This is a genomic window from Paenibacillus dendritiformis, from assembly GCF_945605565.1.
Lineage (GTDB): Bacteria > Bacillota > Bacilli > Paenibacillales > Paenibacillaceae > Paenibacillus_B > Paenibacillus_B dendritiformis_A.
Map to the genome: position 1 here is coordinate 461,010 of NZ_OX216966.1, position 15,284 is coordinate 476,293.

The 15,284-nt window shown below is 52.4% G+C and carries 9 protein-coding genes and 1 riboswitch; of the genes, 5 read left to right on the forward strand and 4 right to left on the reverse strand.

Annotation, left to right across the window (positions count from 1 at the left end):
- Positions 1-58: 58 nt before the first annotated feature.
- Positions 59-5,074, reverse strand: coding sequence for a MucBP domain-containing protein (locus NNL35_RS01905; RefSeq protein WP_254552880.1), 5,016 nt, complete (start codon positions 5,072-5,074; stop codon positions 59-61).
- Between the two features lie 190 nt (positions 5,075-5,264).
- A riboswitch (cyclic di-GMP riboswitch) is annotated at positions 5,265-5,352 on the reverse strand.
- 494 nt (positions 5,353-5,846) lie between these two features.
- Between NNL35_RS01905 and NNL35_RS01910 the strand changes: the two genes are divergently transcribed.
- The 4 genes from NNL35_RS01910 (at position 5,847) to rbsK (ending at position 10,360) form a co-directional block, all read left to right on the forward strand.
- Entirely contained in the window at positions 5,847-6,824 is a 978-nt protein-coding gene (locus tag NNL35_RS01910) for a LacI family DNA-binding transcriptional regulator (RefSeq protein ID WP_006679989.1), read from the forward strand.
- A gap of 218 nt (positions 6,825-7,042) precedes the next feature.
- The gene (gene rihC, locus NNL35_RS01915; protein WP_006679988.1) at positions 7,043-7,969 is read left to right on the forward strand and encodes a ribonucleoside hydrolase RihC; all 927 of its coding nucleotides are present in this window, start codon (positions 7,043-7,045) and stop codon (positions 7,967-7,969) included.
- Between the two features lie 32 nt (positions 7,970-8,001).
- The gene (dcuC, locus tag NNL35_RS01920) at positions 8,002-9,363 is read left to right on the forward strand and encodes a C4-dicarboxylate transporter DcuC (protein WP_006679987.1); all 1,362 of its coding nucleotides are present in this window, start codon (positions 8,002-8,004) and stop codon (positions 9,361-9,363) included.
- 64 nt (positions 9,364-9,427) lie between these two features.
- Positions 9,428-10,360, forward strand: coding sequence for a ribokinase (gene rbsK / locus NNL35_RS01925; RefSeq protein WP_006679986.1), 933 nt, complete (start codon positions 9,428-9,430; stop codon positions 10,358-10,360).
- A gap of 527 nt (positions 10,361-10,887) precedes the next feature.
- Here the strand turns inward: rbsK and NNL35_RS01930 are convergent.
- The 3 genes from NNL35_RS01930 to NNL35_RS01940 form a co-directional block, all read right to left on the reverse strand.
- A complete protein-coding gene (locus NNL35_RS01930; protein ID WP_254552882.1) occupies positions 10,888-11,103 on the reverse strand; it encodes a hypothetical protein in 216 nt (71 codons plus the stop codon).
- Between the two features lie 440 nt (positions 11,104-11,543).
- Positions 11,544-12,329 (reverse strand): TlyA family RNA methyltransferase, encoded by a 786-nt coding sequence (locus NNL35_RS01935; protein WP_006679557.1) that lies wholly within the window; start codon positions 12,327-12,329, stop codon positions 11,544-11,546.
- Between the two features lie 171 nt (positions 12,330-12,500).
- Positions 12,501-13,595 (reverse strand): NAD(P)H-dependent flavin oxidoreductase, encoded by a 1,095-nt coding sequence (locus tag NNL35_RS01940; RefSeq protein WP_006679558.1) that lies wholly within the window; start codon positions 13,593-13,595, stop codon positions 12,501-12,503.
- A gap of 645 nt (positions 13,596-14,240) precedes the next feature.
- On the opposite strand from NNL35_RS01940, the gene qoxA reads away from it, so the two are divergent.
- The gene (gene qoxA / locus NNL35_RS01945) at positions 14,241-15,266 is read left to right on the forward strand and encodes a cytochrome aa3 quinol oxidase subunit II (RefSeq protein WP_040734230.1); all 1,026 of its coding nucleotides are present in this window, start codon (positions 14,241-14,243) and stop codon (positions 15,264-15,266) included.
- Positions 15,267-15,284 lie beyond the last annotated feature (18 nt).

The following is a 15,284-nucleotide window of genomic DNA, read 5'->3' on the forward strand; positions in this document are numbered from 1 at the left end:
AGCTCCTTCCAGGCAGATGCCTCGGAAGGAGCTTCTTGTTCATGCAGGCGAGCCTGCCTTATGGGTATACCCGGTCCGGTTGGATGGAATCCCACGTCTCATAACCGTCTTCGGAACGGCTGTACTCGTGGTGGTTCGTCGCTTCCAACACATCCGAATAGTACCATTTGCCCGGCTTGTTGTCCGGCCATTGCTTCGCATCCTCATGAATATCGGCTGCCTTCACCTTCCGATTCAGCACACTGTTGATGAAAGCCATCGCTTCCGCCCGCGTAATGTACTGGTTCGGCTTGAAGGTGCCGTCCGGATAACCTTTAATCCAGCCTTTGTTGGCGGCCGATACGATATATTTCTCCGCCCAATGTCCGGAAATATCCGAGAACATGCCGTTCGCTTGATCATTGAGCTTGTCGAATCGGGACGCAATCGCGGCGAATTCCGCCCGCGTAATCGATTGGCCCGGCTTGAAGGTGCCATCTTGATATCCGGTGATGATGCCGGCCCGCTCCATCGTCGAAATATGTTTGTTCGACCAACGCTTCTTGGCTACATCCGAGAACGAATTCTGGTCGGTCAGATAGTTCACGCGGCTCTCGTTCTCCATCAGACGATAGAAGATGGCGGCGACTTCTTCCCGGCTAATCTGATTCTCCGGCTTCACCGTGCCATCCGGGTAGCCGTTGATGTAGTTGTAGTGATTCTCCATATCCAGCTTCGGCGGCACCGGCGGCAATGGCGGCACCGGAGGCAGCGGCTTCGGCGACGGCGTTATTGTATACGAGCTACTTTCGCTGGGATTACCGCCGGAACCCGGATCCGGATTGGACGAATTTTTCGTGTAATAGAAAATGTATTCCTGTCCTTCCGCATCGGTGAACGTGTACGTATCGCTGGACTTTACCGGCGTATAGCCGGATACCGAGACCGCCGTCAACGTGACTTGGTCGCCCGGCTTGCCGCTCTTCGACGTCGGCGATGCCAGCTGCTTGCCCGTTCCCTGCTCCAGATACTTCACGGTCACCTGGCGCTCCGTCTGGGATGGGTCCTTTTGGTAGAAAATAGTAAGCACTTGCTCCGATTCGTCACTGAATGTATACGGGTAACTTGGATGCTCAGGGTGATACACGGCGCCCGTTACCGTAATCGGAGACGTCCGGTACAGGATCTGCTCGCCGGCTTTGCCTTTGACTCGCTCGGAGTCTTTCAGCACATGGTTCGTCCCGGCTTCCAGATGGTTAATCGTCAGAAGCTGAATATCCCCATGCTCGCCCTTCACATAGTAGAACGTATACTGTTGATCAGGAGCCGTTGTAATCGTGTAAAGCTCATTGAATTTCAGCGGCGTGTATACGGCGTCTGTAACGGTAATCTGATCCGCTCTCAACCACAGCACTTCCCCGGCCTTGCCGGAATGAATTGACGGAGCTTGCAGGGCCAGATTCGATTCTTGATCCACGTAGTGAACCGTTACCGTGTACGTCTCGCCTTCATCTACTTTGTTGTAGTAGAAGGTGTATTCCTGCTCGGTGTCCGCTGTAACTGTGTACTCCACGCTATAACGTTCTGGCTTGTATACAGCGTCCGTCACCGTAATGTCTTCCGCTGTCAACGTAATCGTCGAACCAACTTCCCCAGTGCGCGAAGTCGACTCCTTCAGGGATTGTTCCGTCGCCCGATCCACGTAATGCACGATGACGGTGCGCTCTTCGCCTGTCGGATCGTCTTTGGTGTAGTAGAACGTATACACTTGGTCAGCTTCCGCCGAGAACGTGTACGTGTGCGTCGCGTTCAACGGCTTGTAGCCCGGCACTTCTTCCGCCGTCAGCTCGATGGTCTGCCCGGTTACGCCTTCGAGCATCTTCTCCGCTGCCAGTTCTTTCTCCGTTCCTTGCTCCAGATACTTCACGGTCAGCGTCTGACTGCTTCCGACGTAATAGAAGATGTATTCGTTCGTTCCTGCTTTGAACGTGTACTCATATTCATCGTTCAACGCTGTGTAACCCGGGATCGGCTTCGCTTCCAGCGTTACGGTCTGGCCCGTTGCGCCTTCAACCGTCGTTTCTTCAGCCAGTGCTTTGTCCGTACCTTTTTCCAGGTACTTCACTGTCACGGTCTGCTTCTCCGCCGTGTAGTAGAACGTATACTCGTTCTTACCTGCTTTGAACGTGTACTCATGCGTATCGTTCTCCGCTTGATAGCCTGCGATTGGCTTTGCATTCAACGTTACGGTCTCACCCGTTACGCCTTCATGCGTCGTTGCTTCAGCCAATACCTTATCCGTGCCTTTTTCCAGGTACTTCACGGTTACGGTCTGCTTCTGCGCCTTGTAGTAGAAGATGTACTCCTGATTGGCGTCCGCTGTGAACTTATACGTATGTTCACTTGGCTCTACCGGCTCATATCCTTCTACCGGTTTTGCTGTTAGCAGCTTCTCGGAACCCGTTGGGCCTGTGAATGTATCCGGTGCGGCAACTTCGACATCCGTTGTGCCTTCCAGCAGATACTTCACCGTGACCGTTTGTTCCTTAGCCGTGTAGTAGAACGTATACTCGTTCTTACCGGCTTGGAACGTGTACTCATGCGTATCGTTCTCCGCTTGATAGCCTGCGATTGGCTTTGCATTCAGCGTTACGGTCTCACCCGTTACGCCTTCATGCGTCGTTGCTTCAGCCAATACCTTATCCGTGCCTTTTTCCAGGTACTTTACGGTTACGGTCTGCTTCTGAGCCTTGTAGTAGAAAACATGATCCGGATTTTCGCCAGCCTTCAGCTCGTATGTCAGTGTTTTCGGCTCTTCCGCTTCATAACCCGCAATTTCTTCGGCTTTCAGCGTAAGCTCTTCCCCGGTCTTCCCTGTCTTCACGCTTGGTTCCAGCAGATCCTTGCCTGTAACTCGGTCAACGTAGCGAACCTTTACGCTCTGTCCCAATCCGTTGTAGTAGAAGACATGATCTGGGTTTTCATCGGCCTTCAGCTCATATGTCACTGTTTTCGGCTCTTCCGCTTCATAGCCCGCAATTTCTTCGGCTTTCAGCGTAAGCTCTTCCCCGGTCTTCCCTGTCTTCACAATTGGGGCCAGCAATTCCTTGCCGGTTCCACGGTCCACATAGCGCACCTTTACGCTCTGCTCTGTCCCGTTGTAGTAGAAGACATGATCCGGATTTTCGCCGGCTTTTAGCACGTATTCCACGGTTGTCGGCTTTTCCGCTTCATATCCCGCAACATGTGCGGCTTCCAGCGTCAGTATTTCTCCCGTCTTCCCTGTCTTCACGCTTGGTTCCAGCAGATCCTTGCCTGTTGCCCGGTCTACGTAACGGACTTTTACGCTTTGATCTTTTGCGGTGTAATGAAAAGTAATCGTTACATCCTTGCCAGGCATCACGCCCGTTACATGCCCGTTGTCCACAGTGAGTCCGCTGCCCTCGCTAACCTCGACATTGGCGAACTCGTATCCGGCGAAATTCTTGCTGGTTACATCAATCGATTCGCCGGGCTTTTTGTCCGCATCGCTGCGCTCCAGCACCTTGTCTCCCGATTGGTGAACAATCGTCAGCTTGTTAGGGACATCATTGTAACCGAACCAAATAATTGGCGAAGGCTTGCTTACCGTCAAATCAACTTTCGTTGGGTTGTCGCCAACTCTTAACGTGTAACCTGGCACTGTTGGCGCAGGTACGGTATAGGATTTGCCGACCTCAAGCGCGTCGCTTCCATCCTCCTCGTGATAGCGGCTGTACAGCTCTTGGGCCAAATCCGGGCGCTCGACTTCTTGACCGTCTGAATTGACCGGCTTGCCGTTGGCGTTGACCTTATACGCCTTGACGAGAATCGAACCTTTGCCCAAGCCCACTCTCGGCACTTCGAAATCCTTCGATGTACGATCACCTTTGGCATCGGTGTAATTCATCGTCGTTGTCTTATTGGTCGGGTACAATTGTTTCGGATCCGGGTTTTTGGAATGATCCATTTTGACCCGGTAAGTAAGCGTCGCCGGATTGCCTTCCGTAACATTGCCGATGTTCCAGGTAAACGTTTCGGTTTGCGGGTTCCAGGTTACCTCCCCTTGAGAGGCCTTGTAGTCGTCCGGGCCGAAGGAGCTTCCCTTCAACTTCAGGTCGAACATGTCTCCCATCGGGTCAGTGACTACCGCATTCTCTGCGGCAAAGGCAATTTTGCTGGCCAGTTCGGAGAAGATTCGCTCCAGACTGTCGCTGGTGCCCGAATAATAGCCTTTGTTCGCAACATCCTTCAGCGTATTGGTAGCATTGCTATTGCTGCCGACATCCAACCCAATAGAATAAATATGAATTCCTGCATCATGGGCCAGCTTGGCTTCGGAAATCGTGCCGATGCCATTGTCTTTAATTTCAAACTCATAGCTGCAGCTCCACCAACCACAAGTTTCCTTGCCCAAACCATACCAGCTAGATCCTAGGCTATAACTGGAGCCCGACCCGATAATGTTTTTGTAGTTAAAATCAGAAAGGATAAACTGATGGCTATTATTTCCCCATGAACCTTTTACTGCAGCAGACGCCTTGTAACTATACGTCGGCTCCCCGTCACTCAGCAGAACGATCACTTTGTTCTTGGCCTGGCTTGTCTTTAAAAGCTCCTGAGCTTCGTGCAGTCCGGCCTGAATATTTGTTCCCCCGGTCGCCTGTATATTATCAATGGCACGTTTCAATTCCGTCTTCTGGTCAAGGCCCTTGAAGTCAGATACCTGATCAGAAGTCTTATTGAAGGTCACTACTGCAATTCTCGTGTCCGAGTCTTCAATCAACAGATTGTCAACGAATTTCTTGGCTGCATCCTTCGCCTTTGGCAATCGATTCTGGTTCGGTTTTTGGGTCATGCTTCCCGACTTGTCGATTACGAGCACGATATCCGAGGAGCCCGATTTCAGGTTCTTGCCTTCGACTGTCAGTGTAATATCCCATTCATCCAGCTTGCCTTCAACCGGGTTCGCTTCCTTCGTGAGCTTCACGGCTCCCGGATTCGGCCACTCAAGCTCCCCGGAATTCGCCGCCTGGGCCCCGAGCGTGCCCGGAATCGTCCCAAATGCGACACTCAACATACACAACCATGTGACTAGTAGTCTGAATCGGCGTTTCATAGTTTCCTCCTCATTTTTTCATCTGAGTCCTCCTTTGCAGAGTAAAATTGCCTCCTCACGTCTTATTTATATCGTTCTGCGGACCAAAAATACCGCGGAGAACCGCCCTATGAAAAATAAAAAATCCGGCTGCAATTTAACGATTGTTAAATGCAGCCGGACGATCATGGGCCTGACGACCTTTAGATTCCTAAGCTTTGCGGCCTAATCTTTCGATTAGTGTGCCCTATGTAGTTGTTGTATCCAATCATACCCAGCTAAAGCACTATTCAATGCTCAATATATGGGACAGCTTCCTATTTGTCAATCACTTTTTTGAAAATTGTTCGATGCGCTTCCAAAGGCAGCAAAATCCCCGAAATATCCCCTGATTGGGGGATTTCTTTCAATGATGATATGGTATAAAATATTCATTTCTTTGAAAATTTATCGCGCATTATTTTCATTATTATGGGTACTTCGACCTAATATCTCACAATTCGACTCGCCGCAAATAAATGGACAAAAAAAGAAGATAAAAGGAAATAAATCCACCACTCACATTCCATCGCTTCATGCCAAATCGGGTCATAATATAAGTGACAGTTGCCGGACTCCGACCAGAAGAGACAACAAAATAACAAATTGATTTGCAGATCTTGGATCGTTGACAAACAGACAAGCAGGACATATGATAAATGATGTAACGGATGTGTAACCGGTTACACATAGAAAGGGAGGATACTCCGTCATGGCCACGATCAAAGATGTGTCGAGATTGGCGGGCGTATCGGTCGCAACCGTCTCCCGGGTCCTTAACCAAAAAGGGTATGTCCACGAGGACACCGAGAAGAAAGTGATGAACGCGATTCGGGAACTGGACTATATTCCGAATGACGTCGCCAGAAGCTTGACCAAAAAATCGGCGAAAATGCTGGCGCTTCTTGTCCCGGACATCACGAACCCGTTCTTCAATGAACTTGCCCGTGCTGTGGAGAAGGTAACCCAGTTATACGGATACGCGACCATTCTGTGCAACTCCGACGACACCCCTGCCAATGAGAAGCAATATATTCATGCGTTGAAGCAGAAATACATCGACGGCTTCATCCTTGCATCCAATACGCTGTCGGCGGAAGAGGTCCAACAGCTGGATGTCCCGGTGGTTACGTTGGATCGGACGATTTCGGACACCATTCCGACGGTCGCCTCCGACAACCGCGAGGGCGCACGGCAAGGCGTGCAATTTCTCCTCGATCGGGGCTGCAACAAAATCGCCCATATTCGGGGACCGCAGCAGCTATCGATTGCGGACGAACGATGCCAGGGATATTTGGATGTGGTGCAAGAGACCGCATGGTTCTCTCCCGATCTCATATTCGAAGGCAACTTCAACCTGAACCAGGCGACCGAAGCAGCTAATCGCTTGCTGGACCGCCACCCCGATCTCGACGGGATCTTCGCCGGCAACGATATTATGGCGATGGGAGCGCTGCGGGCCGTCCAGAAACGGGGCATCCCCGTTCCCGACCGGATGCAGATTGTCGGCTTCGACGGTATCTCGCTCGGCGAGATGGTCTACCCGGAATTGACGACGATTGCGCAATCGATCTATGAAATGGGGCTGCTGGCCGCGCGAATGCTGATCAAAATGATCGAGAGAAAGCCGCTGGATACGATGCATTACAAGCTTCCCGTAGAGCTGATTCGGCGAGGGACGACGCGATAATCGACCCGGCCGTATGTCACGTTTCATAGAACTTCATTTTAAGGGAATGCTAACCTTCAGAAAAAACAGGTTCCCTGACCGTTCTGATTTTTCTTCATGCCCATACGACAGCTTGGGATGAAGAAGTTCTTTGTCGGATGTGTAACCGGTTACACATACAATTGATTTGTTTTCATAGGTCTCTTTCAACCCACTACATCCAAAAGGAGTGCTTGAACATGGAAACTGTTAAAAAAATTCCTATCATTCTGGATACGGACCCCGGAATTGATGACGCCGTCGCCATTGCGGCCGCCCTGTTCCATGAGCGCATCGATGTCCGGCTGATCACGACGGTTGCAGGCAATGTCGGACTCGACAAGACGACCAATAACGCCTTGAAGCTGCTCGAGTTCTTCGGCAAAGAAGTGCCTGTCGCCCGGGGCGCGGCCAAGCCTCTCGTACGCCCGGCCGAAGACTCCAGCCATATTCACGGAGAATCCGGCATGGACGGCTATGATTTCGACGAACCGAAGCAGGCTGCGCTCGATCATGCCGTATTGCAGATGCGCGACACCATTCTCAACAGCCCGGAGCCCATCACGATCGTTCCGATCGGGCCGCTTACGAACGTGGCGCTGCTGCTGACGCTGTTCCCGGAATGCAAGGAGAAGATTGAGCGAATCGTGCTGATGGGCGGCTCCGCTTCCCGCGGCAACCATACACCGAATGCAGAATACAACATTTATGCCGATCCGGAAGCCGCCAGCATCGTATTCAATGCCGGTCTGCCTCTGGTGATGGTCGGACTTGATGTGACCAGCCTGGCTACATTGACGACCGAGATTGTGGAGAAGATAAAGGAAATGAACAAGACGGGCTTCATGCTCTACTCCTTGTTCCAGCATTACCGGGGCGGCAGCCTGAAGAGCCGCGGTCTGAAAATGCATGACCTATGCGCCATTGCCTATCTGGTCAATCCAGGGCTGTTCAAGACGCAGGACTGCTTCGTTGCCATCGAGCTGGCAGGAACTTATACGGCCGGCACGACGGTCACCGATATTACGAACCGCCTTGGCAAGCCAAGCAACGCCACCGTATGTCTGGACATTGATGTTCCCGCTTTCCGCGAGTGGGCAATTGAAGTCCTTGGCAAAACCGTATAAACCTTCTTATTATATAAGGGAGCGTGTTCAACGTGTTGGAGATCATCATCAGCATCGTTCTTCTTGTTGCAACCGGGTATTTGATCGCCAAGAACTATGACGCTAAATTTGTGCTCCTGGCCGCAGGTATCGTGCTTATGATCGCTGCCGCGCTGCTCGGACATCAAGTTCTGTCACCTGAAGATACAACCGGGCTCGCCCTGCTTGATCCGTTCAAACAGATTGGGTTAGTTTTCGTCAGACAATTGGGCGGCGTCGGGTTAACGATTATGGTGTTGTTCGGTTTTTCAAGCTACATGACGCACATCGGAGCCAGTGATGTCGCCGTGCATTTATTGACAAAACCATTGGGCCGCATCAAGTCGCAGTATATCCTTGTGCCAATTGTGTTCCTGCTTGGTAACCTGCTGTCTCTGGTCGTGCCAAGCGCGTCCAGCCTGGCGGTTCTTCTCATGGCCACCCTTTATCCGGTCTTGAAGAACACGGGAATGTCATCGCTCACGGCTGGAGCTATCATTGCAACCACGGCGACGATTATTCCAACGCCTCTGGGAGCGGACAATGTCGTCGCTGCGGAAAATCTGGGGATCGATATTATCGACTATGTATTTACCTATCATGCCAAGATCTCGATTCCCGTGCTGCTGATTATGGCTGTCGCTCATTATTTCTGGCAGAAATATATGGATAAGCGCCAGCAAGGCGCCCTGCATCAGGACATCAATGATGAAAAGCTGTCCGTGAAAAAAGATTTGCCGCCAGCCTACTACGGCTTGCTGCCAATATTGCCGCTTGTTCTCGTGTTGGTATTTGGATTATTGATCACGAGTGTCAAGCTTGGGCTGGTGGAAATTACGTTCATTTGTATGGCGCTGGCCCTGCTCATTGAGATTATTCGCAAAGGTTCCTTCAAAGAAACCTCTAAACAGCTCTCGATCTTCTTTACGGGCATGGGAACAGGGTTGGCTCAGGTCGTCTCCCTGATCGTCGCTGCAGGTATGTTGGTCGAAGGCTTAAAAGCAATGGGCATTATTGATATGTTAATCGAATCGGTTAGACATATCGAGAGCGCCGGCGTCATCCTGATGCTGACCTTCGCAGGTGTGGAAGGCTTGATTACGTTCATCAGCGGCAGCGGATTGGCTGTTTTCTATTCCGTGATTAACATCATTCCGGATATTTCCGAGAATCTGGGGATCAGCGGTGTTATGATTTCGCTGCCAATGCAGCTCATTGCGAACTTGGTCCGCTCCATCTCGCCGGTAGCGGCCGTCATTATCGTCGTCGCCTCAATTATTAAGGTTAACCCGATACAAATCGTGAAACGGACATCCGTGCCGGTTCTGGTCGGGGTCGTCTCTTGCCTCATCTTGTCGTTCATTATGTTCGCCTAAGAGGACAAGGGATTTGAGAGGATCCCTCCAGGGATCTTCTCCAGGTAGGAGGGAGTGTAAGAAAATGAACCATATATGTGTCGTGGGCAGCTTGAATAGAGATACAAGCCATCTGCTCGCAAGACTGCCGATGGTGGGGGAGACGGTGCACGGGATCAGCACCTCTTCCAGCGCCGGAGGCAAAGGCTGCAACCAAGCCGTATCCGCTGCCCGCTTGGGCGCGAAGGTCGCCTTCATCGGCAAAGTCGGTGAAGATAAAGCCGGCGATCAGCTTCTAGCGGTGCTGAAGGAGGAGCAAATCGACACCTCGCATATCGATGTCGATCCGAAGGTGCATTCCGGAGAAGCGACGATCCTGATTCAAGAGGACGGGAAAAATGCCATTATCGTCACGCCAGGCGCCAATATGAGCATCCGCGAGGAAGATATAGAGCGGGCTTACTCGGCCATCGATAAGGCGGATATCGTCATCGCCCAATTCGAAATTCCGATTCCGGCGGTGACCCAAGCGTTCGTCTATGCCAAGCAGCAAGGCAAAGTGACGGTTCTTAATCCGGCTCCGGCCAAAGTCATTCCGGAGGAGCTGCTCCGGGCGACCGACATTCTGGTGCCGAATGAGTCCGAGATGCAGATCATCACGGGAGTGGAGCCGTCCAGCGACGATGCCATTCGCCAGGCGGCGGACCGGCTGCTCGGGTACGGCATCCGTTACGTCATCGTCACGCTGGGCGAACAAGGGGCGCTCATCTGCCATGCGGATGGAGCCGCGCATGTGCCGGCGAAGCGCGTAACCGCGGTCGACACGACGGCCGCCGGCGATTCGTTCATCGGCGCCTTGTGCAGCCGCCTCGATCTCGCCCAATGGCAGGATGTCCGCCATATGCAGGACATCGTCCGGTTCGCCAATTCCTTCTCGGCACTGGTCGTGCAGCGCAAGGGAGCCATCTCGTCGATTCCTTACGCGCATGAGCTGGAATCTTTGCAGGAGAAGCTGTGAACTTTCCAGAGCTCAAAACTTGGTTCCGCCCGTCATCGCGACAATTTGTCTAGCATGACCAAATTCGGATAACCTAATAATACGAAGGGGCTGTCCCATAAGCTGAAATTAGCTTATTATGAGACAGCCCCTCCTTATTCTCAAAACTCGACTCTGAAATACTGTAAAACTGCAGTTTTTCTGTAAGACGCTTATTCCGTTACCACGATTCCTGCAAAACTCTGAATGTCAGCCTCTGCAACAGAATTGAAAGGAAGAATGGGCGGAAATGATGCACTTTTGCAGGAATCTCATCAGCTATCGGAGCAACTAGGGTAAATTCCTGCATTAACCAGGCTGTTGAGAAAGTCCAAGGGATCTTGTGGCACTTCATTTTTTATGTGGTAGATCTCGCCTCTCAATAGAAAAAATCAATTTAAAACGCTATGGGTGCCGAGTTTTGAGCAGGAAAATGGATAATCTCCCCCCCTTCGTAAAAACAGGGGTTTTCCAACAGCCTGAAAACTGCACCATTTCCCTAGACACGTCTATCCGGTAGCGAAATCCGCAAAACTGCACGATTTCTCCAGACACGCCTGTTCGGTAAGCGAAATCCTGCGTAAATACAGCAATTCGATATGGACGACTTTACCAGAATGGGAATCCTGCAAAACTGCAGGAATTTCACCCGTTTCACTCCGACTTGAAGCAAAAGGGCCTAAAATGATGCAGATTTGCAGCAATTCCTTGGGATGTGGACTCATTGAGCCGAAATTCCTGTAAAATAGCAGCAATTCCCTCCACACGTTCAAGCCCCGAGAGGCAACGATGCCTCCTGAAGGCAACGAGGCGATGATACCTCCTGGAGGCGATGATGCCCCCAGGATCCGACGCGGTCTCTTGGATCCGTAAAATAAGGCCATTGAGAAGCCTATAGGAACATTTCCCCACTTCATTTTTTGTAGAGTAGAGCTCGTCTCTCCGTAGAAAAAATTCTGAGTGTCAAGTTTTGATTGTATAAAGGGACATCTCCACCCCATGATAAAAACAGGGTTTTCCAACAGCCTGCATTAACGCATGATATCCAGTTTCTTCCCTCTTTCTCCGCTTTTCCCGCCGCTGTCATCCCGCCTCAATTTTTCCTGTTGCTCCGTTCTACCCCGCATCCTTGTGCACTCCCTATGGGGCTGCCTCTGTTTCTGCTTTATTTGCGATATTTCTCAACGGCCAGAGCGGCCTTCACCGCCTGATCGATATCCTCATCCAGAGGCCTCATTCCTTCGTTCCCGCGAAGGAATAGATGGAGGAAGAACTCGAGCGTGCCCCGGTTCCCTGTTACCGGGCTATGCGTCACGCCGGAAGGGGCGTACCCGAGCTCCCTTACACTTTGCACGAGGTCTGTTAATATGTCCCGATACACGTCCGGCGACGTAATGACGCCGGTTCGCCGCATCCGCGGATCGATCGCTTCGAATAGCGGCTTGACGAGACAGAGCAGTTGGCCGTCCGGCTCCAGCAGGGCTCCTGCAAGCGGAATCGCCTGCTTCAGAGATAAGTAGGACAGATCAAGCGTAGCAATAGACGGCTTCGGCTGCAGCATATTCGAAGCGAGCTCTCCGATATTCATTTTCTCCATGCAGATGACACGCGGATCCTGCCGCAAGCGCCCCGCCAACTGGCCGTAGCCAACGTCAACGGCATATACTTGCGCCGCCCCATGCTGGAGAAGGCAATCCGTAAATCCGCCCGTGGAAGCGCCGGCATCCAGCGCAATCCGGCCCGTTACGTCGATCTGGAAATGCCGCAGCGCGCCCTCCAGCTTCAGGCCGCCCTTCCCGACGTATTTCCTCTCGCTCCCTTTGACGGCAATCCGGGCATCCACTTTCACCGGTTCACCCGCATAAGCCGCTTGCTGCCCGTTCACGAAGACGCTCCCCGCAAGAATCAGACTCTCTGCCTGTGCGCGGTTGTGAACATGTCCGCCATCCATTAGTGCCCTCCATAAGGGCATTGTCCGTCGTCCCATAATGAATCCTCCCCGAGATAGAAGTCTGAATGATCAGAGTCTTCTTCCGGGAGGAGGGGCACGGATTGGACAGCCGCGTTATATCTCGACTATCAGATGATACATCGCTATCTCCTTCCTGGTACGTCGTCTGTTTTAATCTTGATTCAGCACCGGAAGTCGGCTTAACAGCCGCTGCGCCTCTTCCATGATCTCCATCACAATGCGGGAAGCCGGATCGCCGTCCGTCAGCAGCCGCGTAGCTTGACCGGCCCACAGCGACATGTAGCCCGCTTGATTCCGTGCTGCCGCGGCCTTCCGAATCTCATTCGTTGCCGAGTTCTGCGTCGGAAACGGCAGCGGCTCTACCCCGCTCTCATCGAACCGGCGAATAAACGCATTGCTGATCCCCCGTGCCGGCCGTCCCGAGAATACCCGCGTAATGACGGTGCTCTCCTCCGTGCTGTCCAGCAGCGCTTGCTTATAGGCCGGATGGGCCCCCGACTCGGCGGCGGTGAGGAACCTCGTTCCGAGCTGAACTCCGCTCGCTCCCAAGGCCAAGGCCGCCACCAGACCGCGCCCGTCCATGACACCGCCCGCCGCGACGACCGGGACCCGAACCTGATCGGCAATCTGAGGCACGAGAGAGAAGGTGCCGATATTGGCTCCGTTCGGGTGCACGCCGACGTCGAACGTGCCGCGATGCCCGCCGGCGTCGCTGCCCTGAGCCACGATGACGTCGCTGCCTGCCCGTTCCGCTTCCACCGCTTCGCGGACTGTCGTCACCATCGTCGTGACCCGAATCCCCCGCCGCTTCACTTCCTCCATGAACCGGGCAGGCAGAATGCCGAATGCGGTGCTGATAACAGGCACGTTCTCCTCGATCAGCACCTGCATCTGCTGCTCGAACCGATCGGGCGTATGCAGCTCCGCGGCCGGCTCTCCGAGTCCGAGCTCGGAACGGATACCGCGCAGCACTTCGTTCACCTCGGCGATGCGGCTCGCATCGTCCGTCATGTCGGCTGCGAACAGATTGACCGCGAAGGGCTTGGCGGTCCGTTGGCGTATGAGCCGAATCGCCGCCCGGATATCGTCCGGCTCCATATAAGCCGCGCCCAGCGTTCCGAGGGCGCCTGCCTCGGATACGCTCGCAACGAGGTCCACGGTCGTCGGTCCGCCCGCCATGCCGGCTTGCACGATAGGATACGCAATATTCAAAGTTGTGCACAGTTCCGTGGTTATCTTCGTCATGATCTCAGCTCCATTCCTCCAATTATGGGTCCTCCCGTTGCTAAGCCGGGCATCCTTTAAGTTCCAATACTTACCTTTCGGCAGCAAACGAGAGCTTAAGCAAGATCGCTTATCGCATGAAGCTATTTTTGTGTACGACAAGAAGACAATTGTACAACGAGAAGAGAGTTTTCCTTAATCGGATGTTACGATTTTATGACAGCGGATTTCGCATGAGGAACCGTCCACCGTGAGTTCGGTCCACTCGTGAATGAAGCCGAAAAACACGGATACAACAAGGCCCGCCCGATAATGCCATAGCTCTATTGTACAAATAATTACCAGCTAAAGCGAGGCCTAACAAGGTAAAAACCATGCTTTCCATCCCGTCTCTAATGTGACAATATTGAGAACTCGGCCTTTCCGCCCATAAATGTGTACAAAAATCAAAACGGCCGATTTCGGCCGAATATCCGTGATTTTTGTCACATATCAGAAATAATCATTTATTTTTTTGGTTTTCACGCCCAATTGTATGGTAGTTAATGTCATATATGGTTTTCTATATGCTTTGTTTTTCTACTCCCTTCTTACTAACATAGACTGTGAAATCATTATCCCGACATATTTCAGCGAAGTTAATCACACATAGAAAGGGGTATTTTTGTGAAAAAGAGATGGTCGCTATCTTTTCTTTTCCTATCTCTTATCATCCTGCTGACCGGATGTGATTCATCACTGCTCGTGCTGGATCCAAAAGGTCCGGTGGCCAAGACCCAATCGGACACGATCATCTTCTCCATGTTTATTATGGCGGGTGTACTGCTGGTCGTCTATATCCTGTACATCTACATGCTGACCAAGTACCGGGCGTCGAAGGCTGCGCCGGGTTATGAGCCGCCTCATATGGAGGGAAGCACATGGCTGGAAATTACGTGGACGCTGATTCCAGTCATTATCGTCATCGTTCTGTCGGTCGTTACGGTTCGATCGACCAATGCCGTTGAGACAACGCCGGCGGGTTATGAGGATCAGAAGCCGCTTATCGTCTATGCTTCCTCCTCGAACTGGAAATGGCATTTCAGCTATCCGGAGGAAGGCGTCGAGACGGTCAACTACGTCAACATTCCGACGAACCGGCCAGTCGAATTCCGGCTCTATTCGTACGGGCCGATTACAAGCTTCTGGATTCCGCAGCTCGGCGGCCAGAAGTACGCCATGAGCGACATGGTGACCAAGCTGCGGCTCGTCGCCGAACATGAGGGATCCTTCATGGGCAAGAACTCCAACTTCTCGGGCGAAGGCTTCGCTCACATGGATTTCGAGGCATTGGCAATGTCGCCGGACGCCTTCGACAAATGGGTGAACGAAGTGAAAACCACCGCGCCGGAACTGACGAGCGGAGAGTTCGATACCTTGCTCGCGACGGAGCATGTCGGACGCAAAAGCTACTCGTCAACCCATCTGGACTTCAAGCCTGCGCCTGAAGGCGAGCATGCAGGCCATCATCACGGATCGGACGATGCGACCGCTCCGGAATCAGACTCGGAACACTCCGGCATGAACCATACTGGAACGGATCATTCGGATACCGATCATTCGAATTCGAATCATTCGGATATGGATCACGGTGCGATGAACGGTTCAGAGCCGGATCATGAGCAGACGGAGCACTCTCAGCATGGCAACTAGATTCGCAGAGAAAGGAGT